This is a genomic window from Allobosea sp. 05T439 (assembly GCF_056396005.1).
In genome coordinates this window covers 226,781-251,543 of the sequence record NZ_JBFTKP010000007.1, presented here as the reverse complement: position 1 = coordinate 251,543, position 24,763 = coordinate 226,781, and the positions used below count along the sequence as shown (strand labels likewise).

General features: G+C 64.7%; 21 protein-coding genes. 14 read left to right on the top strand and 7 right to left on the bottom strand.

The window, feature by feature from the left end; all coding sequences use genetic code 11:
- Position 1: 1 nt before the first annotated feature.
- The 7 genes from AC1DIO_RS10995 to AC1DIO_RS10965 all read left to right on the top strand — a co-directional run bounded on the left by AC1DIO_RS10995 (position 2) and on the right by AC1DIO_RS10965 (position 8,931).
- Entirely contained in the window at positions 2–601 is a 600-nt protein-coding gene (locus tag AC1DIO_RS10995) for a TetR/AcrR family transcriptional regulator (RefSeq protein ID WP_441492435.1), read from the top strand.
- Positions 602–862: 261 nt separating this feature from the next.
- Positions 863–1,825, top strand: coding sequence for a malate dehydrogenase (gene mdh / locus AC1DIO_RS10990; RefSeq protein WP_043241858.1), 963 nt, complete (start codon positions 863–865; stop codon positions 1,823–1,825).
- 83 nt (positions 1,826–1,908) lie between these two features.
- Positions 1,909–3,105, top strand: coding sequence for an ADP-forming succinate--CoA ligase subunit beta (gene sucC, locus AC1DIO_RS10985; RefSeq protein ID WP_476853398.1), 1,197 nt, complete (start codon positions 1,909–1,911; stop codon positions 3,103–3,105).
- 9 nt (positions 3,106–3,114) lie between these two features.
- Entirely contained in the window at positions 3,115–3,999 is an 885-nt protein-coding gene (gene sucD, locus AC1DIO_RS10980; protein ID WP_069878765.1) for a succinate--CoA ligase subunit alpha, read from the top strand.
- 111 nt (positions 4,000–4,110) lie between these two features.
- Positions 4,111–7,068: a 2-oxoglutarate dehydrogenase E1 component gene (locus AC1DIO_RS10975; RefSeq protein WP_441492437.1), complete on the top strand. Its 2,958-nt coding sequence runs from the start codon at positions 4,111–4,113 to the stop codon at positions 7,066–7,068.
- 45 nt (positions 7,069–7,113) lie between these two features.
- On the top strand, positions 7,114–8,340 hold the full coding sequence (gene odhB / locus AC1DIO_RS10970; RefSeq protein ID WP_441505794.1) for a 2-oxoglutarate dehydrogenase complex dihydrolipoyllysine-residue succinyltransferase: 1,227 nt from the start codon (positions 7,114–7,116) through the stop codon (positions 8,338–8,340).
- A gap of 165 nt (positions 8,341–8,505) precedes the next feature.
- Complete coding sequence (locus AC1DIO_RS10965) at positions 8,506–8,931, top strand: VOC family protein (protein WP_441505793.1); 426 nt, start codon at positions 8,506–8,508, stop codon at positions 8,929–8,931.
- A 26-nt stretch (positions 8,932–8,957) separates the two neighbouring features.
- On the opposite strand, the gene AC1DIO_RS10960 is transcribed toward AC1DIO_RS10965, so the two are convergent.
- Positions 8,958–10,619: an L-lactate permease gene (locus AC1DIO_RS10960; protein WP_441505792.1), complete on the bottom strand. Its 1,662-nt coding sequence runs from the start codon at positions 10,617–10,619 to the stop codon at positions 8,958–8,960.
- 221 nt (positions 10,620–10,840) lie between these two features.
- On the opposite strand from AC1DIO_RS10960, the gene lpdA reads away from it, so the two are divergent.
- Positions 10,841–12,238: a dihydrolipoyl dehydrogenase gene (lpdA, locus tag AC1DIO_RS10955; protein ID WP_441505791.1), complete on the top strand. Its 1,398-nt coding sequence runs from the start codon at positions 10,841–10,843 to the stop codon at positions 12,236–12,238.
- 138 nt (positions 12,239–12,376) lie between these two features.
- Here lpdA and folD read toward each other — a convergent pair whose 3' ends face one another.
- Positions 12,377–13,240: a bifunctional methylenetetrahydrofolate dehydrogenase/methenyltetrahydrofolate cyclohydrolase FolD gene (folD, locus tag AC1DIO_RS10950; RefSeq protein ID WP_441505790.1), complete on the bottom strand. Its 864-nt coding sequence runs from the start codon at positions 13,238–13,240 to the stop codon at positions 12,377–12,379.
- Positions 13,241–13,463: 223 nt separating this feature from the next.
- On the opposite strand from folD, the gene AC1DIO_RS10945 reads away from it, so the two are divergent.
- The 5 genes from AC1DIO_RS10945 to AC1DIO_RS10925 all read left to right on the top strand — a co-directional run bounded on the left by AC1DIO_RS10945 (position 13,464) and on the right by AC1DIO_RS10925 (position 18,388).
- A complete protein-coding gene (locus AC1DIO_RS10945; protein ID WP_476853397.1) occupies positions 13,464–14,792 on the top strand; it encodes a cytosine deaminase in 1,329 nt (442 codons plus the stop codon).
- Positions 14,789–16,216, top strand: coding sequence for an FAD-binding oxidoreductase (locus AC1DIO_RS10940; protein ID WP_069878773.1), 1,428 nt, complete (start codon positions 14,789–14,791; stop codon positions 16,214–16,216). The genes AC1DIO_RS10945 and AC1DIO_RS10940 overlap by 4 nt, the downstream gene beginning before the upstream one ends.
- Positions 16,217–16,218: 2 nt before the next feature.
- Positions 16,219–16,800, top strand: a complete 582-nt coding sequence (locus tag AC1DIO_RS10935; protein ID WP_441505788.1) for an NAD(P)H-dependent oxidoreductase — start codon at positions 16,219–16,221, stop codon at positions 16,798–16,800.
- Between the two features lie 93 nt (positions 16,801–16,893).
- Positions 16,894–17,376, top strand: a complete 483-nt coding sequence (locus AC1DIO_RS10930; protein WP_441480592.1) for a MarR family winged helix-turn-helix transcriptional regulator — start codon at positions 16,894–16,896, stop codon at positions 17,374–17,376.
- Between the two features lie 97 nt (positions 17,377–17,473).
- The gene (locus tag AC1DIO_RS10925; protein ID WP_476853396.1) at positions 17,474–18,388 is read left to right on the top strand and encodes a DMT family transporter; all 915 of its coding nucleotides are present in this window, start codon (positions 17,474–17,476) and stop codon (positions 18,386–18,388) included.
- Positions 18,389–18,401: 13 nt separating this feature from the next.
- On the opposite strand, the gene AC1DIO_RS10920 is transcribed toward AC1DIO_RS10925, so the two are convergent.
- Complete coding sequence (locus AC1DIO_RS10920; protein WP_441505786.1) at positions 18,402–19,319, bottom strand: NAD(P)-dependent oxidoreductase; 918 nt, start codon at positions 19,317–19,319, stop codon at positions 18,402–18,404.
- A gap of 98 nt (positions 19,320–19,417) precedes the next feature.
- On the opposite strand from AC1DIO_RS10920, the gene AC1DIO_RS10915 reads away from it, so the two are divergent.
- Positions 19,418–20,497: a LacI family DNA-binding transcriptional regulator gene (locus tag AC1DIO_RS10915; protein ID WP_441505785.1), complete on the top strand. Its 1,080-nt coding sequence runs from the start codon at positions 19,418–19,420 to the stop codon at positions 20,495–20,497.
- A 7-nt stretch (positions 20,498–20,504) separates the two neighbouring features.
- On the opposite strand, the gene AC1DIO_RS10910 is transcribed toward AC1DIO_RS10915, so the two are convergent.
- The 4 genes from AC1DIO_RS10910 to AC1DIO_RS10895 form a co-directional block, all read right to left on the bottom strand.
- Positions 20,505–21,404, bottom strand: a complete 900-nt coding sequence (locus AC1DIO_RS10910; RefSeq protein ID WP_441505784.1) for an NAD(P)-dependent oxidoreductase — start codon at positions 21,402–21,404, stop codon at positions 20,505–20,507.
- A gap of 47 nt (positions 21,405–21,451) precedes the next feature.
- Complete coding sequence (locus AC1DIO_RS10905; protein WP_476853395.1) at positions 21,452–22,357, bottom strand: carbohydrate ABC transporter permease; 906 nt, start codon at positions 22,355–22,357, stop codon at positions 21,452–21,454.
- Positions 22,358–22,368: 11 nt separating this feature from the next.
- Positions 22,369–23,268 (bottom strand): carbohydrate ABC transporter permease, encoded by a 900-nt coding sequence (locus tag AC1DIO_RS10900; protein WP_441492533.1) that lies wholly within the window; start codon positions 23,266–23,268, stop codon positions 22,369–22,371.
- A gap of 129 nt (positions 23,269–23,397) precedes the next feature.
- Positions 23,398–24,717 (bottom strand): ABC transporter substrate-binding protein, encoded by a 1,320-nt coding sequence (locus AC1DIO_RS10895; RefSeq protein ID WP_441492451.1) that lies wholly within the window; start codon positions 24,715–24,717, stop codon positions 23,398–23,400.
- Between the last annotated feature and the right edge of the window lie 46 nt (positions 24,718–24,763).

Sequence of the window (24,763 nt, the reverse complement as noted above, 5' to 3'; positions counted from 1 at the left end):
CATGCCGACGCGCGAGCCGAGCGAAACCCGCATCCTCACCGTCGCCAGCGAGCATCTGCGCCTGCACGGGCTGAAGCGCTTCACCGTCGTGGCGGTCGCCGAAGAAGCCGGCATGACGCATGCCAATGTCTATCGCTATTTCCCGTCGCGGGCTGCGCTCGTCGACGCCGTGGTCGATGTCTGGCTCAAGGCGACGGAGCGCAGCCTCGCCGACATCGCCGACGGACCAGACCCCGCCCATGACAAGCTGGAGCGGCTGATCCTGGCTCTGGCCAAGGCCAATCGCGACCTGCTGCTGGAGGACCGGCATCTGTTCGCCGCGTTGTCGCAGGCTGTCGCCGGGCGTCATGCGATCAGCCGTCGCAACCGCACCCGGGTGAGGGCGCTGTTCGAGCGGGTCATCGACGAGGGCATCGGCTCGGGCGCCTTCGAACCGCGCGATCGCGACAGGGCGATCGCCTTCGTCATCGATGCCACGCATCGCTTCATTCACCCTGCTGCGCTGGCGCTCGACGCGGATGTGCCGCAGGCTTCGGTAGACCTTCGGTTGGCGACGCTGATCAGGGTCATCCTGCGCGTGCTGGCGACGGGCATCGTCTGAAAATTCTGGCTACAAATTACATTTTTTGTAATTTGTAATCGGAAATTTGCCCGCCTTATTCCTGCCTCGCGCGAGGCGTGCATTGCGCAAGACATTGATTTGACGGCGAGAAAGGTGAAGGCTGTTTTCCAGGGCGCGTGCGCTCCAGCCCGACCGTGATCGCCATAAGACGACTTGCAGCAAAAGGCCTGTTTGGGCCAAAGAAACCCACGGTTTCGCCGGGTCTCCGGCATCTCGCAGCGCAAGCACAAGGACTAGGCTATGGCCCGCAAGAAGATCGCCCTCATCGGCGCCGGCCAGATCGGCGGCACGCTCGCCCATCTCGCCGGGCTCAAGGAACTCGGCGACGTCGTGCTGTTCGACATCGCCGAAGGCATCCCGCAGGGCAAAGGCCTCGACATTGCCGAGTCATCCCCGGTCGACGGCTTCGACGCCGGCTACAAGGGCACCCAGTCCTATGAGGACATCAAGGGCGCCGATGTCGTCATCGTCACCGCCGGCGTGCCGCGCAAGCCCGGCATGAGCCGCGACGACCTGATCGGCATCAACCTCAAGGTGATGAAGTCGGTCGGCGAGGGCATCAAGCAATATGCGCCGAAGGCCTTCGTGATCTGCATCACCAACCCGCTCGACGCGATGGTCTGGGCCCTGCAGAAGTTCTCGGGCCTGAAGCCCAACATGATCTGCGGCATGGCCGGCGTGCTCGACTCGGCCCGTTTCCGCCATTTCCTGGCTGAAGAGTTCCAGGTCTCGGTCAAGGACGTCTCGGCCTTCGTGCTCGGCGGCCATGGCGACGACATGGTGCCGCTGGTGCGCTATTCCGGCGTCGCCGGCATCCCGCTGCCCGATCTCGTCAAGATGAAGTGGACGACGCAGGAGCGTCTGGACGCCATCGTCGAGCGCACCCGCAAGGGCGGCGGCGAGATCGTCAACCTGCTCAAGACCGGCTCGGCCTTCTACGCTCCGGCGGCCTCGGCCATCGCGATGGCCGAGAGCTACCTCAAGGACCAGAAGCGCGTCCTGCCGGCGGCTGCCGCGTTGAAGGGCCAGTACGGCGTGCGCGACATGTTCGTCGGCGTTCCCGTGGTCATCGGCGCCAAGGGCGTCGAGAAGGTCGTGAAGATCCGTCTCAACAAGGCGGAGCAGGAAATGCTCTCGAAGTCGGTGGCTTCGGTGCAGGGCCTGATCGACGCCTGCAAGTCCATCGATTCGTCATTGGCGTGAGATAGAGCGAAGGGCGTGCGGCAGTCTCACTGCTGCGCGCCCTTCCATTCGCCCTCGCCAGCGCACGCAAGGAATTCGAGCACATGAACATCCACGAATATCAAGGCAAGGCGGTCCTCAAGGAGTACGGCGCGCCCGTCTCCGCCGGCTTCCCGGCCCTTACGGTGGCGGAAGCCGTCGAGGCCGCCAAGAAGCTCCCGGGCCCGCTCTATGTCGTGAAGAGMCAGATCCATGCGGGTGGTCGCGGCAAGGGCAAGTTCAAGGAACTGCCGGCCGATGCGAAGGGGGGCGTGCGTCTCGCCAAGTCGATCGAAGAGGTCGAGTCCCATGCCAAGGAAATGCTCGGCAACACGCTCGTGACGGCCCAGACCGGCCCGGCCGGCAAGCAGGTCAACCGCCTCTATATCGAGGACGGCTCGGACATCGAGAAGGAATTCTACCTTTCGGCCCTGGTCGACCGCGAGACCTCGCGCGTTGCCTTCGTGGTTTCGACCGAAGGCGGCATGGACATCGAGGCTGTCGCCCATGACACGCCCGAGAAGATCCTGACCTTCTCGGTCGATCCCGCGACCGGCATCATGCCGCATCACGGCCGCACCGTTGCCAAGGCGCTGGGTCTCACCGGCGACCTCGCCAAGCAGGCCGAGAAGGTCATCGCCCAGATCTATGCCGCCTTCGTCGGCAAGGACATGGCGATGCTCGAGATCAACCCGCTGATCGTGACGACGCAGGGCCAGCTCAAGTGCCTCGACGCCAAGGTCTCGTTCGATTCCAACTCGCTCTATCGTCACCCCGAGGTGATGACGCTGCGCGACGAGACGGAAGAGGATGCCAAGGAGATCGAGGCGTCCAAGTATGACCTCGCCTATATCGCGCTCGACGGCACGATCGGCTGCATGGTCAACGGCGCGGGCCTCGCCATGGCGACGCTCGACATCATCAAGCTCTACGGCGAGGAGCCGGCGAACTTCCTCGATGTCGGCGGCGGCGCCTCGGAAGAGAAGGTCACTGCAGCCTTCAAGATCATCACCGCCGACCCGCAGGTGAAGGGCATCCTGGTCAACATCTTCGGCGGCATCATGAAGTGCGACGTCATCGCGCGCGGCGTCATCGCCGCCGTGAAGGCGGTCGGCCTCCAGGTCCCGCTGGTGGTGCGCCTCGAGGGCACGAATGTCGAGGAAGGCAAGGAGATCATCCGGACCTCCGGCCTCAATGTCATCCCGGCGGACGACCTCGACGATGCGGCACAGAAGATCGTCGCTGCGGTCAAGAAGGCTTGAGGAAAAACAATGTCCATCCTGATCGACAAGAACACCAAGGTCATCTGCCAGGGCTTCACCGGCAAGAACGGCACCTTCCACTCCGAGCAGGCGATCGCCTATGGCACGCAGATGGTCGGCGGCACCTCGCCCGGTAAGGGCGGTGCGCTGCATCTCGGCCTGCCGGTCTTCGACACCGTCGCCGAGGCGCGCGACGCGACCGGGGCCGATGCCTCCGTCGTCTATGTGCCGCCTCCGGGCGCGGCCGACGCGATCTGCGAGGCGATCGACGCCGAGATTCCGCTGATCATTTGCATCACCGAAGGCATCCCGGTGCTCGACATGGTGCGGGTCAAGCGTTCGCTCTCCGGCTCGAAGTCGCGCCTGATCGGGCCGAATTGCCCGGGCGTCGTCACCGCCGGCCAGAGCAAGATCGGCATCATGCCGGCCAATATCTTCAAGCCCGGCTCGGTCGGCATCGTCTCGCGCTCCGGCACGCTGACCTATGAGGCCGTATTCCAGACCACCCGCGAGGGTCTCGGCCAGACCACGGCCGTCGGCATCGGCGGCGACCCGGTCAAGGGCACCGAGTTCATCGACATGCTCGAGATGTTCCTGGCCGACCCCAAGACCGAGTCGATCGTCATGATCGGCGAGATCGGCGGCTCGGCGGAAGAGGACGCCGCGCAGTTCATCAAGGACGAGGCCAAGCGCGGCCGCAAGAAGCCGATGGTCGGCTTCATCGCCGGCCGCACGGCTCCTCCCGGCCGCCGCATGGGCCATGCCGGCGCGATCATCTCCGGCGGCAAGGGCGGCGCGGAAGACAAGATCGCCGCGATGGAAGCGGCCGGTATCCGGGTCTCGCCTTCGCCGGCTCGCCTCGGAAAGACCTTGGTCGACGTGTTGAAGGGCTGAACGCCCACGCGACGAGATGGCCGGGCCAGCCCGGCCATCTTACTTAAGACGCAATGACGGCATGAGACGCTCCGGGAACGGGGCAGGACGACGGTAGAAGGCAGGACGACAATGGCTCGCCAGGACATCAACGAGGCTCTCGCGCAGACGGGTTTCCTCTATGGCGGCAACGCGGCCTATATCGAGGACCTCTATGCGCGCTATCAGGCCGATCCGAATTCGGTCGACGAGCAGTGGCGCGGGTTCTTCGCCGGGCTGAAGGATGATGGCCCGGCCATTATCCAGAACGCCAAGGGTGCGTCCTGGACGAAGCCGAACTGGCCGATCCATGCCAACGGCGAGCTCATCTCGGCGCTCGATGGCCATTGGGGCGTGGTCGAGAAGGTCATCGGCGACAAGCTCAGCGCCAAGGCCAAGGCTGCCGGCGCGACGCTCAGCGCGTCGGACGTGCAGCAGGCGACGCGGGATTCCGTGCGCGCCATCATGCTCATCCGCGCCTACCGGATGCGCGGCCATCTCCACGCCAAGCTTGATCCGCTCGACATTGAGCAGGCGAGGGATCCCGAGGAGCTGTCGCCGGCCACTTTCGGCTTCACCGACGCCGATCTCGACCGCAAGATCTTCATCGACAACGTGCTCGGCATGGAGTTCGCCACGCTTCGCGAGATGGTCGCGATCCTGCAGCGGACCTATTGCAACACGATCGGCATCGAGTTCATGCACATCTCCGATCCGGAGCAGAAGGCATGGCTGCAGGAGCGGATCGAGGGGCCGGACAAGGAGATCGCCTTCACCCGCGAAGGCAAGAAGGCGATCCTCAACAAGCTGGTCGAGGCCGAGGGCTTCGAGAAGTTCATCGACCTGAAATATACCGGCACCAAGCGCTTCGGCCTTGATGGCGCCGAGGCGCTGATCCCGGCGCTGGAGCAGATCATCAAGCGCGGCGGCGCGCTCGGCGTGCGCGACATCGTCTTCGGCATGGCCCATCGCGGCCGCCTCAACGTGCTGACCCAGGTGCTCGGTAAGCCGCACCGCGCGCTGTTCCACGAGTTCAAGGGCGGCTCCTTCGCTCCCGACGATGTCGAGGGCTCGGGCGACGTGAAGTACCATCTCGGTGCCTCGTCCGACCGTGAGTTCGACGGCAACAACGTCCATCTCTCGCTGACCGCCAACCCGTCGCATCTCGAGATCGTCGATCCCGTGGTGCTCGGCAAGGTCCGCGCCAAGCAGGACCAGTTCGGCGATATCGTCGAGCGCTCCAAGGTGCTGCCGCTGCTGCTGCATGGCGATGCCGCCTTCGCCGGCCAGGGTGTCGTGGCCGAGTGCCTCGGGCTGTCCGGACTGAAGGGCCATCGCACCGGCGGCTCGGTGCATTTCATCATCAACAACCAGATCGGCTTCACCACCTATCCGCGCTATTCGCGGTCCTCGCCCTATCCGTCCGACGTGGCGAAGATGGTCGAGGCGCCGGTCTTCCATGTGAACGGCGACGACCCCGAAGCGGTCGTGTTCGCCGCCAAGATCGCGATCGAGTTCCGGCAGAAATTCCACAAGCCGGTCGTCATCGACATGTTCTGCTATCGCCGCTTCGGCCATAACGAAGGCGACGAGCCGGGCTTCACCCAGCCGCTGATGTATCGCAAGATCCGCGGCCACAAGACCACGCTGGAGCTCTACGCCACCAAGCTGGAAGCCGAAGGCGTGGTGCAGCCGGGCGAGTTCGACGAGATGAGGGCGGCCTGGAAAGGCAAGCTCGAGATCGAGTTCGACGCCGGCCAGACCTTCAAGCCCAACAAGGCCGACTGGCTGGACGGGCGCTGGGCCGGCATGAAGGCGATCCGCGCCGACGAGGACGACCCGCGCCGCGGCGCGACCGGCGTTCCGGCCGCGGTGCTGAAGGAGATCACCGAGAAGATCACCTCGACGCCGCCCGGCTTCAACGTCCATCGCACGATCCAGCGCTTCCTCGACAATCGCCGCAAGGCGGTCGAGGCCGGGCAGGGCATCGATTGGGCGACGGCCGAGGCGCTCGCCTTCGGCTCGCTGCTGCTCGACGGCCACCCCGTGCGTCTCTCCGGCCAGGATTGCGAACGCGGCACCTTCTCGCAGCGCCACTCGGTGCTGATCGACCAGGAGACTGAGGCCCGCCATACGTCGCTGAACAACATCCGCGAAGGCCAGTCACGCTACGAGGTCATCAACTCGATGCTCTCGGAAGAGGCGGTGCTCGGCTTCGAATACGGCTACTCGCTGTCGGAGCCCAACGCCCTGACTGCCTGGGAAGCGCAGTTCGGCGATTTCGCCAATGGCGCGCAAGTCGTGTTCGACCAGTTCATCTCGTCGGGTGAGCGCAAGTGGCTGCGCATGTCGGGCCTCGTCTGCCTGCTGCCGCATGGCTATGAGGGCCAGGGGCCGGAGCATTCCTCGGCCCGCCTCGAGCGCTTCCTGCAGATGTGCGCCGAGGACAACATGCAGGTCGCGAACTGCTCGACCCCTGCGAGCTATTTCCACATCCTGCGCCGGCAGCTGAAGCGCGACTTCCGCAAGCCGCTGATCCTGATGACGCCGAAATCGCTGCTGCGCCACAAGCGCTGCATCTCCGACCTGTCGGAGCTGGCCGAGGGCTCGACCTTCCACCGCGTGCTGCATGATGATGCCGAGCGCGGCCGGTCCGAGACGAAGCTGGTCAAGGATGGCAAGATCCGCCGGGTCGTGCTGTGCTCCGGCAAGGTCTATTTCGACCTGCTCGACGAGCGCGAGAAGCGCGGCATCGACGACGTCTACCTGATGCGCGTCGAGCAGCTCTATCCGTTCCCGCTGAAGACGCTGGCGCAGGAGTTGGCGCGCTTCAAGGCCGCCGATGTGGTCTGGTGCCAGGAGGAGCCGAAGAACATGGGCTCCTGGACCTTCGTCGAGCCCTATCTCGAATGGGTGCTGGGCCATGCCGGCTCGAAGCCGAAGCGCCCGCGTTATGTCGGACGCCCGGCCTCGGCCGCGACAGCGACCGGCCTGATGTCGAAGCATACCGCCCAGCTCGCAGCGTTCATGGACGAGGCCTTCGCGGCCTGACCCTGTCCGAAGACGCCAGACAAAGACACGAACAAGAGGCCTGATATGGCGACCGAAATCCGCGTACCCACACTCGGCGAATCCGTCTCGGAGGCGACGATCGGCAAATGGTTCAAGAAGCCGGGCGAGGCTGTGAAGGCCGACGAGCCCCTGGTCGAGCTCGAGACCGACAAGGTCACGCTCGAGGTGAACGCCCCGGCTGCCGGCGTCCTCGGCGAGATCGTCGCCAAGGAAGGCGAAACGGTCGGCGTCAACGCCCTGCTCGGCTCGATCTCGGCCGGTGACGGCGTGGCTGCAGCTCCGGCAAAGCCTGTCGCGGCTGCCGAGGCTGCGAAGCCTGCCGCTGCTCCGGCCGCTGCTGCTGCGCCGGCGACCAAGGCTGCCGATTCCGGCCCGGCCGTCGCGCGCCTCGCCGCCGAGAGCGGCGTCAATCCGGCGAATGTCGCGGCGTCTGGCAAGGACGGTCGCGTCACCAAGGGCGACATGCTGGCCGCCATCGCGACGGGTTCAGTGGCTGCGGCCGCGCCCGCAGCTCCGGTCCAGGTCCGCGCCCCGTCGGCTCCCGATGACGCTTCGCGCGAAGAGCGCGTCAAGATGACGAAGCTGCGCCAGACCATCGCGCGCCGCCTCAAGGAGGCGCAGAACACTGCCGCCATGCTCACCACCTTCAACGAGGTGGACATGTCGGCTGTGATGGCGCTGCGCAACCAGTACAAGGACGTGTTCGAGAAGAAGCACGGCGTGAAGCTCGGCTTCATGGGCTTCTTCGTGAAGGCCTGCGTGCAGGCCCTGAAGGAAATCCCCTCGGTCAATGCCGAGATCGACGGCACCGATATCGTCTACAAGAACTACTACCATATCGCGGTCGCGGTCGGCACCGACAAGGGCCTCGTCGTGCCGGTGGTTCGCGATGCCGACCAGCTCTCGATTGCCGGTGTCGAGAAGGAAATCGGTGTGCTCGGCAAGAAGGCGCGCGATGGCGCGCTCAAGATCGAGGACATGCAGGGCGGCACCTTCACGATCTCGAATGGCGGCGTCTATGGCTCGCTGATGTCGACGCCGATCCTGAACGCGCCGCAGTCGGCTATCCTCGGCATGCACAAGATCCAGGAGCGCCCAATGGTGGTCGGCGGCCAGATCGTCGTGCGCCCGATGATGTATCTGGCGGTCAGCTACGATCACCGCATCATCGACGGCAAGGAGGCTGTGACCTTCCTCGTTCGCATCAAGGAAGCTCTTGAGGACCCGGCACGTCTCGTCCTGGACCTCTGAGTTCGCATAGGACTGCGGGAACCGTGCCCGTGCCCGGCACGTCGCTCAGGCGGCCATCGCCGGGTGCGAGCTTGGTTCCCATTTCAAGGGCCTGATCCGGCTGCGCGACCACTCGGCTTGTCTTGCGGTCTCGCGCTGGGATCAGGGATAGGGAAGGAGTTCGCGATGGCTTTTGGCCCCAATCCTCCCTCGCTCCAGGCGCATCTTTGCGTCAAGGGCGGCCTCCAGGCGATCGCCTTCTACGAGAAGGCTTTCGGCGCCGAGTGCACCTTCAAGCAGATGGCGCAGGATGGCGTGCGGGTGTTGCACGCCAATCTTGCGCTGTTCGGCAGCGAAATCCTGCTGCATGACGAGTTCCCGGAATTCGGGGGGCCTGTCGCTTCGCCGCATGCACATGGCGGCGCCAGCATCGCGCTCAACGTCAATCTGCCGAGCCCGAGCGATGTCGACGCGGCAATGGCCCGGGCGGAAGCTGCGGGCGCAATCACCTTCATGCCGGCGGGCGATGTGTTCTGGGGCGCGCGTTACGGCCGCCTGACCGATCCCTTCGGCCATGTCTGGGCCTTCAACGCGCCGCTGGCGCCGGGCTGAAGCCTAAGCCCKATCGCGCCATTGCTTCAGTGCACGACCATCGCCGAGAAGGGGTGGACATAGGCCTGCAGCATCACGAGGCCGCCGACGAGGCAGGCTAGCGCGATCGAATGCCAGAAGACGAAGCGCAGGATCGTGCCCTCGTGCCCGAACCAGTTTGTCGCCGTGGAGGCGACGACGATCGACTGGGCATCGATCATCTTGCCCATGACACCGCCGGACGAGTTCGCCGCCCCCATCAGGATCGGCGAAAGGCCGAGCTGTTCTGAGGTGACCTTCTGCAGATTGCCGAACAGCACGTTCGAGGCGGTGTCCGAGCCCGTCAGCGCCACGCCGAGCCAGCCGAGCAGGGTGCCGAAGAAGGGATAGAGCACCCCGGTTCCGGCAAAGGCGAGCCCGAGGGTGGCATCGATGCCTGAGAGCCTGGTCAGGGTACCAATCGCCAGCATGGCCGAAATGGTGATCAGAGAATAGGCGCAGAGCCTGATCGTCCGGACATAGGTCATGATCATGCGACCAGGCGTGAATCCCATGACGAAGCCGGAAATGATCGCTGCGATCAACATGCCCGAGCCGGTATAGGAGAGCCAGGTGAACGAGAACACGGCGGCCTCCGGTGTCGGACGTGGCGCAACCGGCGCCACCTTGGCGATCTGGTTATGGAGATCCGGCACCGGATAGCTCCACACGGCCCAGGAATTCACACTGGTCTTGAACCAGTCCGTGCCCCAGATCAGCAGGATCGCGCAAACGATGATCCAGGGCGCCAGGGCCATCCAGACCTGCGCAGGTGCGGATCGCTCCGTGGATACAGCCGGTATGATTCGCCCCTCGGCGGAGACGTCATGGCCGCGCAGGGCCGGTGAGGCCCAGATCTCGCGGGGCTTCCAGATCTGCAGGAAGCCGATCAGGCAAGCCATCGAGATCAGCGAGGCGCCGATATCGACGATCCAGGGATTGATGAAGTTCGAGATGAGGAACTGCGGCACCGCAAAAGAGACGCCGGTGACCAATATGGCCGGCCAGATCTGCAGCATGCCACGCCGGCCGGCGAAGACCCAGATCAGCCAGAACGGCACGAGCAACGAGAAGAACGGCAATTGTCGGCCGACCATGGCTCCAAGCAGGAACGGATCAATTCCGGTGACCTGGCTGAGCCCCTGGATCGGTGTTCCAAGAGCACCAAAGGCGACCGGCGCCGTATTGGCGATGAGCGAGAGCCCAGATGCTGCCAAGGGGGAAAAGCCGAGCCCGATCAGAATCGCGCCGGTCACCGCGACCGGGGTGCCGAAGCCCGAAGCGCCCTCGAAGAAGGCTCCGAAGGCGAAGGCAATCAGCAGGAGCTGAATCCGTCGGTCGCTGGTCACTCCGCCGATCGTGGTCTGCAAGGTTTCGAAGGCGCCTTTCTCGACCGTAAGCCGGTAGAGAAAGATCACATTTAGGACAATCCAGCCTATTGGGAAGAATCCAGTCACCGCTCCGAGCGCCGTAGCGCGGGCCGACATTCCGGCGGGCATCGTGAATATAAATATCGCCACAAGATTGGCGACAATAAGAGCAATGATCGCTGCAATATGTGCTTTGACGGTATTTGATGCGATCAATCCTAATAATACAAGGACCGGAAGCGCTGCGGCGAGCGTCGACAGGGCGCTGTTTCCGAATGGGTCGTAGACCTGATTCCACATGGCGCTATCTTCCCTTGAGCCGTCGCAAGGCGGGAACGCGAAATGTGCTTCTTGGTATTGTTGCGAATTATACGCTCAATCAACGGAAATGATAGCAATCGCGCTCGCAATGTCGACATCTATTGCGGGCATGGCGGACTGCGTCAAAGCGATGTATTGCGGCCGGTAAGACGCCGCGCCGCGAGTGTCGGCGCGCATTGCCTGCTCAACGGAAGGAAGTCATGTCCTACGATCTCGTCGTCATCGGTACTGGCCCCGGGGGCTATGTCTGTGCCATCCGCGCCGCTCAGCTCGGCCTCAAGGTCGCCGTGGTGGAGAAGCGCAAGACTCATGGCGGCACCTGCCTGAATGTCGGCTGCATCCCGTCCAAGGCCTTGCTGCACGCGTCGGAAATGTTCGAAGAGGCCGGCCACACCTTCCCGAGTCTCGGCATCAGCGTCGGCACGCCCAAGCTCGATCTCAAGCAGATGTTGGTCCACAAGCAGGAGACGATCGACGCGAACGTCAATGGCGTCGCCTTCCTGCTGAAGAAGAACAAGATCGAGGCCTTCCAGGGCACCGCGAGCATCCCCGGCGCGGGGAAAGTCGAGGTCACGGGTGCGGACGGCAAGAGCCAGGTCCTCGAGACCAAGAACATCGTCATTGCGACGGGTTCGGAAGCGGCCGGCCTGCCGGGCGTCGAGATCGACGAGAAGACCGTGGTGACCTCGACCGGCGCACTCGAGCTTGCGTCCGTGCCGAAGGAGCTGCTGGTGGTGGGCGCCGGCGTAATCGGTCTCGAAATCGGTTCGGTCTGGAGCCGTCTCGGCGCCAAGGTCACCGTGGTCGAATATCTCGACCGCATCCTGCCCGGCATGGATGACGAGATCGCCAAGCAATTCCAGCGCATCCTGCAGAAGCAGGGCTTCGAATTCCACCTGGGTTCCAAGGTCACCAAGGTCGAGACGGGCAAGAAGGGCGCGACCGTCACGGTCGAGCCCGCCGCCGGCGGTGAGGCCAAGACGCTGTCTGCCGATATCGTGCTGGTCGCGATCGGCCGTCGTCCGAACACCGATGGCCTCGGCCTGGACGCCGCTGGTGTCGCGACCGAGCGTGGTCGCGTCGTGATCGACGACCATTTCAAGACCAACGTCGCGGGCATCTATGCCATTGGCGACGTGGTGCGCGGTCCGATGCTCGCTCACAAGGCCGAGGACGAGGGCATGGCGGTGGCCGAGCTGATCGCCGGCAAGGTTGGGCATGTGAACTATGACGCCATCCCGAGCATCATCTACACGGCTCCCGAAGTCGCCGCGATCGGCAAGACCGAGGAGGAGCTGAAGGCTGCGGGCATCGCCTACAAGATCGGCAAGTTCCCCTTCACCGCCAATGGCCGCGCCCGCGCCATGCGCCACACAGAGGGCTTCGTGAAGTTCCTCGCCGATGCGGCGACCGACCGCGTGCTCGGCTGCCATATCATCGGCCCGCATGCCGGGGACCTGATCGCCGAAGTCACGGTGCTGATGGAGTTCGGCGGCTCGTCGGAGGATCTCGCCCGCACCTGCCATGCTCATCCGACGCTGGCCGAGGCGGTCAAGGAAGCTGCGCTCGCCGTCGACAAGCGCGCGATCCATATGTGAGCGGCATCTCGATTCCCGGCCGAAGCGTAGGCGGAGGCCCGGGAATCTCAGCCCCTATGACAAACGCCCGGCGCTTCGCCGGGCGTTTCACGTTTCGGGTGATGCGAAGGCAGAACCGGCGTCCGCGTGACCTCGGCTTTATCGGCCCCGCCTTGCATGAAAGGCGGTCAGGGTGTTGCGCAGCAGGCAGGCGATGGTCATCGGGCCGACGCCGCCCGGTACAGGCGTGATCGCGCCTGCAACCTTCACGGCCTCGGCAAAGTCGACATCGCCGGCGAGCTTGCCGTCGGGCAGGCGGTTGATGCCGACATCGATTATGGTGGCGCCGGGCTTGATCCAGTCACCCCTTACGAAGTGGGGCCGCCCGACCGCCGCGACCAGGATGTCGGCGCGCCGGCAGATTGCGGGAAGATCGCGGGTACGGGAATGGGCGATGGTGACGGTGCAGTCGGCCTGGACCAGCAACTGCGCCATCGGCCGGCCGACGATGCCCGAGCGGCCGATCACCACGGCTTCCAGTCCGGCGAGCGTTGGCAGGGTCTGCTTCAGCAGGATCATCGAGCCGAGCGGCGTGCAGGGGATCAGGCTGGCCTGGCCGTTGGCGAGGCGGCCGACATTGATCGGATGGAAGCAGTCGACGTCCTTGGCGGGGTCTATCGCCTCGATCACACGGTCGGGATTGATGTGCTTCGGCAAGGGCAATTGCACCAGAATGCCGTCGACTCTGTCGTCGGCATTCAGCGCGGCGACCTTGGCCAGCAACTCCGCTTCGCTGGTCTCGGCCGGCAGGCGGTGAACCGCAGAGTTCATGCCGATCTCGCCGGCAAGCTTTTCCTTGGAGTTCACATAGACACGGCTCGCCGGGTCGTCGCCGACGAGCACGACATGCAGGCCGGGGACCAGGCCCCGTTCAGCCTTGATCGCGGTGATCTCCTGGCCGATCTCGGCACGCAGTGCCGCAGCTGCCGCCTTGCCGTCGATGATGCGCGCCTGATCCGCCATGACCCACCGCCTGTGTTTCGCTGAGTGCTCCTCATGCGCGATCATCGTGCGGGCGGCAAGTATCGACGCACCATTATCGATGCGCCGTCGCCTTGGCCATTTGCGCCAAAGGCGCTGTTCTTGCCTGCGGCGACGGCAGCGTGATCGCCGCCTTGCCGCCACTCATGCTGGCCTGTATCGAGCGAGGGCAAGGCAGCGATTGACGGGATGGAGTGCTGACGACGTGACGACAGGATTTGCCGCCATTCCCGCCTCGACCAGCTATCGCCTGACCAATGCCCGCTCCCCGCTCTGCCTGATCGAGGGCGCGGACCTTGCTGCCGATCGTGATGGACTGGCGCTGGTCGACCTTCGCGTCGAGGATGGGCGCATCGCGTCGATCCTGCCGGCCGGTACGGAAGCGCCGGAGGGCGGTCCCAGGCTCGATCTCGATGGCGGCATCGTGCTGCCGCGGCTGGTCGATGCGCATGTCCATCTCGACAAGGGCCATATCTGGCCGCGCCGCCGCAATCCGGACGGCACCTTCATGGGCGCACTCGAGAATGTCATGGCCGATCGCGAGGCCAATTGGACGTCGGAAGATGTGCGTGCCCGCATGGATTTCGGCCTGCGCTGCGCCTTCGCCCATGGCACGAGCGCGGTCCGCACCCATATCGACTCGCTCGGCAAGCAGATCGGCATCTCCTGGCCGGTGCTGGCCGAGATGCGGGCGGAATGGGCCGGGCGTGTCGCGCTGCAGGCCTCGCCGCTTTTCGGCATCCAGTTTGCGCTCGACGCCGAGCACATGCAGGCGGTGACGCGGGCCGTGAAGGCGCATGGCGACGGCATCTTCGGCTGCGTCACCTATATGATCCCGGAGCTCGCGGAGGCGCTCGACATCGTCTTCCGCACGGCGATCGAGAACGGCTTCGATCTCGACTTCCATGTCGATGAGACCAATGATCCGGCGGCGCGGTCGCTTGAATACATTGCCGAGGCCGCACTCCGGCATCGCTTCACCGGAAAGATCCTCGCCGGCCATTGCTGTTCGCTCGCTGTGCAGGCTCCGCAGGATGAGGCGCGGATCATCGCCAAGGTCGGGCAAGCCGGCATTKCGGTTGTGTCCCTGCCGATGTGCAACATGTATCTGCAGGACCGCGACGGCGGCCGCACGCCACGCTGGCGCGGCGTCACTGCGCTGCACGAACTGAAGGCTGCCGGCGTGGCGGTGATGATCGCTTCCGACAATACGCGCGATCCGTTCTATGCCTATGGCGATCTCGACCTCGTCGAGGTGCTGCGCGAAGGCACCCGCATCCTCCAGCTCGATCATGGCCCGACCGATTTCGCGGCGATGATCGCGCGCGCACCGGCTGCGATCATGGGCGTCGCCGACAAGGGCGTTGTGGCGCCAGGACTGTCCGCCGACCTGATCCTGACCCGCGCCCGCGATTGGACCGAATTCTTCGCGCGCCCCCAGGCTGATCGCACGGTGCTGGTCGCCGGCAAGGCGATCGACCGGACGCTGCCGGATTACCGCGAACTCGACCATCTGATGAGCAAGAGCGCATGAGCCCCCGCTACGACATCGCCGCCCTGAAGAACCGTCTCGGCGGAATCAGGACCGAGGACAATCCGGCGCTGGTGAAGCAGAAGAGCCGCGACTTCTTCTGGTACTCGCCGACCCTCAAGCGTCAGCTCGACCACGTCACGGCCGATATCATCGTCTCGCCGACCAGCGAGGCCGAGGTGCTGGACGTCCTTGCGGCCGCTCATGCACTCGGCATTCCGGTGACGCCGCGCGGCACCGGGACCGGCAATTACGGCCAGGCGATGCCGCTCTCTGGCGGGGTGCTGCTCGATCTCTCGGGGTTCAACAAGGTCAAGTCGATCGGGCCTGGACGCTATGTCGCCGAGCCGGGCGCGGTCATGGCCCGCATCGACGAGCAGACGCGGGCGCATTCCAGGCAGGAGCTGCGCCTGCATCCCTCGACCTATCAGACCGCCTCGATCGGCGGCTTCATCGCCGGTGGTTCGGGCGGCGTCGGCTCGATCAAATGGGGTGGCCTGCGCGACTGGGGCAACATCATCCGGCTCAAGGTCGCGACGATGGAGGCCTCGCCCCGGATCCTCGAATTCACCGGCGACGACCTGCACAAGGTTGCCCATGCCTATGGCACCAACGGCATCATCACCGAGGTCGAGATGCCGCTCGGGCCCGCCTATGACTGGGTCGACGTCATCCTCGGCTTCGACACGCTGCGCGCGGCGACCGAGTTCGCCAATGCGCTTGGTGAGCAGGACGGGCTGGCTCTGAAGAACCTCGCGGTCGTCGCGGCCCCKGCGCCGCATGACTATTTTCTGCGGCACAAGAAATTCCTGCCGCGCGACAGCCATGTCGTGATCGTCATGGCGGCGGATTTCGCAGTCGATGCACTGCTCGCCTATGCCCGGCATTTCCGCGGCGCCGAACTGCTGATGCGCTCCGACAAACTCTCGCCGGAAGAGGCCAAGGGCCTGCCGCCCGGCTATGAGCTGGGCTGGAACCACACGACGCTGCGGGCGCTGCGGGTTGACCCGTCCATCACCTATCTCCAGGTGCTCTACCCCTTCCCGAACCAGGTCGAGCTGATCCAGCGCATTCATGAGCGCTTTGGCGACGAGGTGCGCTGCCATCTCGAATTCGTCCGCTTCGACGGCAAGGTCACCTGCTTCGGCCTGCCGCTGGTGCGCTTCACCAGCGAGGAGCGGCTCGAGGAGATCATGGCGATTCATGAGGAGATGGGAGCGCCGATCTTCAACCCGCATCGCTACACCTTGGAAGAAGGCGGCATGAAGCAGACCGACGAGCTGCAGCTCGCTTTCAAGCGCGAGGCCGATCCGCAAGGCCTGCTCAATCCCGGCAAGATGATCGCCTGGGAGGATCCGTCCTACGATTACAAGTCTGGCAAGACCTTCCTGTTCCGCAGCCTGGCCGATGCCGGCGTGGGTGGATGATCATGCGCGTGCTCGTCCTCTACGCTCATCCCGATCCGGACAGTTTTGGGGCGGCGTTGCATCGGGCCGTGGTGAAGGGGCTCGAAGAGGCCGGCCATGAGGTCGACGATTGCGATCTCAATGCCGAGGGCTTCGATCCGGTGCTGAGCCGGGAGGGCCGGGTCGGCTATCACGATGTTGCCAGCAACACGCTTCCGGTTGCCGGCTATGTCGAGCGGCTACGAGCAGCCGAGGCGCTGGTCCTGTGCTTTCCTGTCTGGAATTTCGGCTATCCCGCGATCCTCAAGGGCTATTTCGATCGCGTCTTCCTGCCCGGTGTTTCGTTCAAGCTGAACGATGGCAAGGTCAGGCCCAATCTCTGGAATATTCGCCGTCTCGTGGCCGTCACAACCTATGGCGGCTCGCGCTGGCGCGCCTTTCTGATGGGCGATCCGCCGCGCAAGGTGGTGTGTCGGGCCCTGCGCGCCGTTTGTCATCCGAGTGCACGCCCGCTTTACCTGGCTCACTACGACATGAATCGCGCAACAGCGGGCAGCCGCGACGCCTTCCTTGCGCGCGTCTCGAAAAAGATGCGTACTCTGTGATTGTGCGCTGCACTTGCGTCATCACACTGTCATGATCGCAAGCGATCTCAGAGCCGGCGAATAGATTTCCGAGCAGTTTCCAAGGACCGGCTCATGACCAAGTCCCTCGAGAAAAGCGTCGGTCGAGCTCTCCTTGTGGCTGCGCGCCTGCATCGGGCGCGCATGGGCGAGAGGCTCAACGGCCTCGGGCTCTTTCCCGGGCAGGAGCAGGCGCTGAAGGCCCTCCAGCCAGCCCCTATGACGATGGGCGAACTGGCGACCCTGCTTCGGGTCAAACCGCCGACCGTGTCCAAGACCATTGGCCGGCTCTCCTTGCAGGGGCTGGTGACGCGCGAGGGCGGTAGCCGCGATGGCCGGCTGGTTCAGGTCGCGTTGACCGAGCACGGTCAGAAGACCGCGGCTGCGCTCGATGCGGTCTGGAATCAGGTCGAGGACGAACTGCTGGAAAAGCTCGACGCCAAGGAGCGCAAGCAGCTCCGCAAGCTGCTGCGCAAGGCCTCGAAGGGCCTGTCCAAGGCCGGGGCCGAAATCGACGAGCCTGACGCCGATGGGGACGAGGCCGAGGCTGAGGCCTGATCAGCGCATGGAACGCATGCCCTCTGGCGCTGGCGTCGTTCCCTAAATCGGTTAAATCTCTCTCCGTCATTCTTCTCACGCATGACGGGACGGTCCTTTGCCCGCCTATTCCCATCGACCGGAAACGGGCCGCTCCCGCCTGATCGCCATCGGGCTGATGTGCGGTGCCGTGCTGTGCTTCTCGCTGCTCGATACCAGCGCGAAATGGCTGGCCGGTCATATGGACCCGCTTCAGGTGGTGTTCGCGCGCTATGCCGGCAGCATGATCCTGGTCTCGCTGCTGCTGAACCCCTGGAGCCATCCCGGTATCCTGCGCACCAAGAAGCCCTGGCTGCAGGCGGTGCGTTCGCTGTTGCTGCTCGGTTCAACGGCCCTGAACTTCTTCGCGCTGAAATATCTGCAGCTCGCCGAGACCGTGTCGATCATGTTCGCGACGCCGCTTCTGGTGGCGCTGGTTTCCGGGCCGCTGCTCGGAGAATGGCCCGGGCCACGCCGGCTCGTCGCGATCGGTGTCGGGTTCATCGGCGTGCTCGTGATCACACGGCCCGGCCTTGGCGGCATGCATCCGGCGGCGCTGCTCTGCATGATCGGCGTCGTCTGCTACGCCTTCTATTCGATCTCGACCCGGCTTCTGGCGGCCTTCGACCCGCCGGAGACGACAATGGTCTATTCCGGCGTCGCGGGAACGGTCGCGCTGCTGCCGCTTATTCCCCTGTTCTGGACCTGGCCGGATGGACCGTTGCCCTGGGCGTTGATGCTGGTGACCGGCGCCATGGGCGGCTTCGGGCATTGGCTGCTGATCCTGGCGCACCGGCTGGCGCCCGCGACGGTGCTGGCGCCGTTCATCTATTCGCAGATCGTCTGGATGGTCACGTTGGGCTATCTCGTCTTCGGGCAGCTACCCKACCGCTGGACCTTCATCGGCGCAGCCATCGTGATCTCGTCGGGCCTCTATCTGCTCTATCGCGAGCGGGTCCGGGCCGTGCCCGAGGGCTCGGCCCGGCTCGATTGAGCACTGGCAGGGCTCAGTCCTTCGGGGCCAGCGAAAGGCCGCTCTGCTGGGCGATCCAGTCGGAGAGCATCGGCACGTAATCATCGCCCCGGCCATTGGCAACGGCGGAGGCATAGGCGTTCTTGACGGCGTTGCCGATCGGGTTCGGGACGCCTGCCGCATTGGCGACGCCTTCGAGATAGCGCACATCCTTCAGCGCGTTGACCAGCGTGAACTTGTGCGCGTCACGGTCGCGCTCCAGTACGTATTTCATGAAGGTCTGATAGAAGCCGCAATCCATCCGGCTGCCGGAGAGCACGCTGTTGAAGGTCTGCGGCGTGATGCCGATCTTCTGGGCCAGAGCGAGCGCCTCGGAATAGATCGCGCCATAGCCCATCGACAGGAAGTTGTTGAGCAGCTTCATCTTGTGACCGTCGCCGACGGGGCCGAGATGGACGACCTTCTGCGCCCAGGCCTCGCAGGCCGGCTTGATGCGCGCGAAGACCGCATCGCTGGCGCCGATCATGGTCGAGAGCTGGCCCTGAGCGGCCTGTGCCGGCGTGCCGCCGAGCGGTGCGTCGCAGAGATGCAGGCCGTTCGCCTCGAGTTCGGCGGCAAGGCGGATGGTCGAACCGGGATCTGAGGTCGAGCAATCGACCACGATCGTGCCGGGCCCGGCGCCGGCGACGATGCCGTCCGGGCCGTTCAGCACGGCCTCGACCTGGGGCGAGCCGGTCACGCACAGGAAGATGATCGTCGCCTGCGAGGCCAGTTCCTTCGGTGTCCTGGCTTCGGTTGCACCAGCCGCCACCAGTTCCTCGACCGGCTTGCGGTTGCGGTGGCCCATCACCGTCAGCTGGAAGCCCTTGTCGAGGAGATTGCGGGCCATGCCTTGCCCCATCAGGCCGACGCCGATGAAGCCGATCGACTCTTTCGCGGTGCTCATCTTCAATTTCTCCGACTTATATGAGAAGGACTCGATCAGACGGCCTTTCGCAGGCCGGTTGAAACTCGCGGGACTCTTTCGCTTCCGTCTGAAGAGGGCGTGTCATGACCAGCAACGGCCACACCCCCGAGGCCGGGCCAGCCGGGAAGGCGGGACTGGCTGCGCCGGGCCGTGGGCGGGTGACATTGCAGATCATCGCCGACCATCTCTCGGTGTCGACGGCGACGGTGTCGCTGGCCCTGCGCGGCTCGCCTCTCGTCGCGGACGCGACACGGCTGCGGGTTCAGCAGATCGCGCGCGACATGGGCTACAGCTACAACCGCAGCGCCGCGTCGCTGAGGACCGACCGCACCAATATCCTTGGCGTCGGCTTCCACGACATCACGAATCCCTATTTCGCCGAACTCCTGGCCGCGATCGAGGAAACGGCGACGGCGCATGGCCGCTCGATCCTGCTCGGTACCTATGCGGAGAACCTGGAGCGGCAGGACCGGGTCCTGAACACCCTGAAGGAGTATCGACCCGACGGCATGGTGATCTGTGCCGCAGGCGGCAGCACGGCTGAAACCTTCGGCCATCTGATTGAGGCCGGTGTCCCGCTGGTCCAGCTCTCCCGGGAGATTCCGGGTCTCGACCTCGATTTCGTGGGGTCGGATGATCATCACGGCACCGTGCTGGCGCTGGAGCATCTGATCGGTCTTGGCCACCGGCGCATCGCCTTCCTCGGCGAAAACAACCTGATCTCGACGGGCCGCAACCGGTATCGGGGCTATTGCGAGACGCTCGCCCGGCACGGGATTCCGCTTGATCCTGCGTTGGTCTATGCGTCGATCGGCACCCGCGAGAACGGCCTCAAGGGCATTCAGAAGGTGCTCGATGCGCAGAATCCGCCAACCGCGGCCGTCTGCTTCAATGACCTCATCGCCTTCGGCGCGATGCTCGGCCTGCGTCATCGTGGGCTGGAGGCCGGGGTCGAGTTTTCGCTCGTGGGCTGCGACGACGTCCAGGAAGCGGCGCAGTGGTATCCGGCGCTGACCACGCTGAAGAACTTCCAGGACGAGATGGGCCGCAAATCGGCGGAACTGCTGATCCGGCGCATCGAGAATCCGACTGCGCCGACGCAGCGGATCGTGCTGACGCCGGAGCTCGTCGTGCGGGGCACGACGACACCGCCCAAACGCTAGATCCCGCTCATGGATCATTCGCGGGTTTGGCGTTGAGCGCGCGATAGGCGCGCACGACCTGCGAATCGTCGCGCGCGCCATGGCCGAGGCCCGAGCTCGCCAGGAACATCTGATGTGCAGCGGCGGCGAGCGGCAGTGCTGTCCTGGCGGCGCGGCCGGCATCGAGCACGATCCCGAGATCCTTGACGAAAATGTCGACCGCACTGGCGACGGGGGCATCTTCCAGCAGCATGCGCGGACCGCGATCCCGCAGCATCCAGGACGAGGCAGCCGAGCCACCCATGATCTCGAAGAGAATCTTGCCGTCGATCCCCGCCTTCTCGGCGAGCGAGAGCGCTTCGGCCGCCACCGCGATATGGACGCCGCAGAGCAGTTGGTTGACCGTCTTCACGGTCGCACCCTGCCCGGGCTTCTGGCCGACATGGAAGACCTTGTCGCCCATCGCATCGAGCACGGGCTTTGCCAGTGCGAAACTCTCCTGCGGCGCACCGACCATGATGGTCAGCGTCGCGCCGCGCGCGCCGCTGATGCCGCCGGAGACCGGGGCATCGACGAAGTGACGGCCGGTTTTCGTGACCTCCGTCGCGATCGCCTCGACCTCGCCGGGAGGGCAGGTCGCCATCAGCAGCACGCTCGCGCCGGGCGCGAGTGCCGCCAGGGCGCCGGCCTCGAACAGGACCGAGCGCGCCTGCGCGGCATTGACGACCATCAGGACGAGCGCATCGGCATCTCTTGCGGCCGCCGCGGCGCTCTCGGCAGCGTGGCCTCCGGCTGAAACTAGCGCCTCGCGGGCGCTCTTGCGCATATCGAAGCCAGTGACCCGGAACTGACGCTTCACGAGGTTCTCGGCCATCGGCGCCCCCATGGCGCCGAGCCCGACGAAGGCGATGGATTTGATCTCGTTCACGAACGCAGTCCCTCAAACGCAAACGGGGCCCGGCGGGCCCCGCTGGATTATTCCTTCACGGCTCCGGTCATCGACGAGACGTAATGCTCGACGAAGAAGGAGTAGAGAATGACGACCGGGAGCGAGCCGAGCAGCGCGCCGGCCATCAGCGCCCCCCATTCATAGACGTCCCCGCGCACCAGCTCGGTGAGAACGCCGACAGCGACGGTCTTGTTCTCCGAGGACTGGATGAAGGTGAGCGCGTAGATGAACTCGTTCCAGGAGAGGGTAAAGGCGAAGATGCCGGCCGAGATCAGCCCCGGCACCGCCAGTGGCAGGATGATCTTGACCAGGATCTGCCAGCGGCTGGCGCCGTCGACGAGCGCGCATTCCTCCAGCTCGTAGGGGATCGAGCGGAAATAGCCCATCAGCAGCCAGGTGCAGAACGGCACCAGGAAGGTCGGATAGGTGAAGATCAGCGCGAGCTTGGTGTCGTAGATGCCGAAGCCGAAGATCAGCACGGCGAGCGGGATGAACAGGATCGAGGGAGGTACGAGATAGGCGAGGAAGATCGCCAGCCCGGTGACCCGCGAGCCGCTGAAGCGCAGACGCTCGATCGCATAGGCGGCGAACACGGCGGCGGTGAGCGACAGGATCGTCGATCCGATCGAGACCAAGATCGTGTTGAGCAGCCAGTGCGGATATGTAGTTTCGAACAGCAGATATTTGATGTGGCGCAGCGTAGGCTCGCCCGGCCAGAGCGGGTTGTGGCTCTTGAAATCCGTCAGCTCGTGATTGGGCTTCAGCGCCGTCACGCCCATCCAGTAGAATGGAAACAGCAGCACGAAGATGAAGACGATGAGCGGCAACCAAGTGGTCACCAGCCGACGCGGCAGGTTGGCCATGTAGCTGGTGCCGACGCTTTCGTCGGTGAGMTGAACGCGCGGGGCGGTCGGTTGACTGATGTCGGTCATGGCTGGCGTCCTCAGTCCGCGCCGCCCTGCTGCCATTTCCGCCGCTGCAGGCCGAAATAGCTGAACAGGATCGCTCCGAGCAGGAAGGGGATCATCGCGACTGCGATCGCTGCGCCTTCGCCAAGCTGGCCGCCGGGGATGGCGCGCTGGAAGGAGAGGGTCGCCATCAGGTGAGTGGCGTTGAGCGGGCCGCCGCGGGTCAGCACGTAGATGAGCTGGAAATCGGTGAAGGTGAACAGCACAGAGAAGGTCATCACGACCGCGATGATCGGCGAGAGCAGAGGCAAGGTGATGAAGCGGAAGCGCTGCCAGTTGGTTGCACCGTCGAGCATCGCGGCCTCGTAGAGCGAGGGCGAAATGGTCTGCAGGCCGGCCAGCAGCGAGATCGCGACGAAGGGAATGCCGCGCCAGACATTGGCTGCGATCACCGAGGCGCGCGCATTCGTGGTGTCGCCGAGGAAGTTGATATTGGTCGAGATCAGGCCGAGCTCCTTCAGAGCCCAGGAGATCACCGAGAACTGGGTGTCGAAGATCCACCAGAAGGCGATCGCCGAGAGTACGGTCGGCACCACCCAGGGCAGCAGTACAATGGCGCGGATGAAGGCCTTGAAGGGTAGGTGCTCGTTCAGGAGCAGCGCCAGCCAGAGCCCGAGCGCGAATTTCAGGGCCGAGGCGACGACCGTGTAGAGGATGGTGTTGAAGACCGCGAGCCGGAACACCGAGTCGGTCAGCAGCGACTCGTAATTCTCGAGCCCGATGAAGACGCCCGCCCGGCCGATGCGGGTATCGGTGAAGCCGAGCCAGACGCCGAGGGCCAGCGGCCAGGCGAGGAAGACGATCAGGAAGATCGCCGCGGGCACCATGAACAGGATGCCGAGTCCGTTGCGGCTCTGGCCCAGCCGCGCCAGCATAGAAGGTCTCGCACGCTCCGCCGGCCGCGCGATTGCGGTGTCAGCCATGGTGATCTCTCCCGGATGCAGGGCCGGCGGCTCTTCGCCGCCGGCGGGCGCGGCCGTGGCCGCGCCGTTTCGTTGCAGCGATCAGACGCGATAGTAGCGGTTGATCCGTGCCTCTGCGCGCTTGGCCGCTTCCTCAGGCGTCCGCTGGCCGGTGGCGCCTTCCGCGAACATGTCGACAAGAACGTAGTCGGCCATCACCGCAGCCGAAGCGTAGCCGAGCGGGCCGGAATAGCCGTTCGGGCGCAGTGTCTCAGAGGCCTTCTGATACGGGGTGTGAACCGGATCCGAGGTCCAGACCGGATTATTGGCGTAGGCCTTCAGCGGCTGGCAGCAATAGGCGCTGGCCTGGGTGATCCAGGTCGGCATCTGTTCCTGCTCGTACATGAACTGGAGATAGGCCTGTGCCGCCTGCGGGAACTTGGTGTGCTTGAAGATCACGCAGGTGGTGGTCTGGTGCAATTCGACCGACTGGCCCACCGGGCCGATCGGCATGTTCGCCGACCTCATGTCCTTGGCCATGTCGGCGAGCTTGGGGTCGTTCTTCGCGGAGTAATAGAGCGAGACGCCGTTGGCGGTGACCGAAACCTCACCGGCCAGGAAGGCGCGGTTGTTGTTGATGTCGAGCCAGCTTTCCGTGCCCGGGATGAAGGTCTTGTAGAGCTCGGCGGCGTATTTGATGGCCGCGATCGTCTCGGGGCTGTTGATCGCGACCTTGCCGGCATCATCGACGGTTCGGCCACCATGGCTCCAGAGCAGCCAGTGGCAGAAGTTGTTGCCGTCGCCGACACCCTTTCCGAGGGTGAAGCCGGCGGGGTGCCCCTTGGCCTTCAGCGCCTTGCAGAGATCGAGGAAGGCGTCGGTCTTGGTCGGGAAGGTCGAGTGGCCGGCTTCCTTGACCCAGCTGTCGCGATAAAGCACGGCGTTTGCGATGGCAGCCAGCGGCAGGCCGATGAACTTGCCGTCCTTCTTGGCGTAACCTTCAAGGCCGGGATACCAGCCGCCATATTTGCCGCCGAGATAATTGCCGAGCTCGGTGACGTCGAGCAGCTTGTCGGGATACTGGAAGGCATCGTCGAACCAGACGAGCACGATGTCGGGGCCTGCGCCGACATTGGCGGCGACGGCGGCCTTCGGACGAATATCTTCCCAGCCTTCCTTGTCGACCCGGATCTGAACGCCGGTCGCATCCGTGAACTTCTTGGTATTGGCGAGCCAGGCGTCTTCCTCACCCTTGACGAAGGGGGCCCAGCGCAGCACGCGCAGTTGAGCGCCTGGTTCGGGGGTGAATTTTGGAGCGGCCGCCTGGGCGAAGGCGGGGGCGGTCCCCAAGTGCCCCATCAGGCCGGCGCCCGCAGCCACGCCGGCGCTGCCCAGCAGCATATCGCGTCTTGAAATCGTCATTGGTTGTTCCTTCCCGGAAAGAAGGGACCTTTTTTATGTGGCCTGC

Coding starts and splice junctions, on each gene's coding strand:
- AC1DIO_RS10995 (WP_441492435.1), top strand. CDS start 2: ATGCCGACGCGCGAGCCGAGCGAAACCCGCATCCTCACCGTCGCCAGC.
- mdh (WP_043241858.1), top strand. CDS start 863: ATGGCCCGCAAGAAGATCGCCCTCATCGGCGCCGGCCAGATCGGCGGC.
- sucD (WP_069878765.1), top strand. CDS start 3,115: ATGTCCATCCTGATCGACAAGAACACCAAGGTCATCTGCCAGGGCTTC.
- AC1DIO_RS10975 (WP_441492437.1), top strand. CDS start 4,111: ATGGCTCGCCAGGACATCAACGAGGCTCTCGCGCAGACGGGTTTCCTC.
- odhB (WP_441505794.1), top strand. CDS start 7,114: ATGGCGACCGAAATCCGCGTACCCACACTCGGCGAATCCGTCTCGGAG.
- AC1DIO_RS10965 (WP_441505793.1), top strand. CDS start 8,506: ATGGCTTTTGGCCCCAATCCTCCCTCGCTCCAGGCGCATCTTTGCGTC.
- AC1DIO_RS10960 (WP_441505792.1), bottom strand. CDS start 10,619: ATGTGGAATCAGGTCTACGACCCATTCGGAAACAGCGCCCTGTCGACG.
- lpdA (WP_441505791.1), top strand. CDS start 10,841: ATGTCCTACGATCTCGTCGTCATCGGTACTGGCCCCGGGGGCTATGTC.
- folD (WP_441505790.1), bottom strand. CDS start 13,240: ATGGCGGATCAGGCGCGCATCATCGACGGCAAGGCGGCAGCTGCGGCA.
- AC1DIO_RS10935 (WP_441505788.1), top strand. CDS start 16,219: ATGCGCGTGCTCGTCCTCTACGCTCATCCCGATCCGGACAGTTTTGGG.
- AC1DIO_RS10930 (WP_441480592.1), top strand. CDS start 16,894: ATGACCAAGTCCCTCGAGAAAAGCGTCGGTCGAGCTCTCCTTGTGGCT.
- AC1DIO_RS10915 (WP_441505785.1), top strand. CDS start 19,418: ATGACCAGCAACGGCCACACCCCCGAGGCCGGGCCAGCCGGGAAGGCG.
- AC1DIO_RS10900 (WP_441492533.1), bottom strand. CDS start 23,268: ATGCTGGCGCGGCTGGGCCAGAGCCGCAACGGACTCGGCATCCTGTTC.
- AC1DIO_RS10895 (WP_441492451.1), bottom strand. CDS start 24,717: ATGACGATTTCAAGACGCGATATGCTGCTGGGCAGCGCCGGCGTGGCT.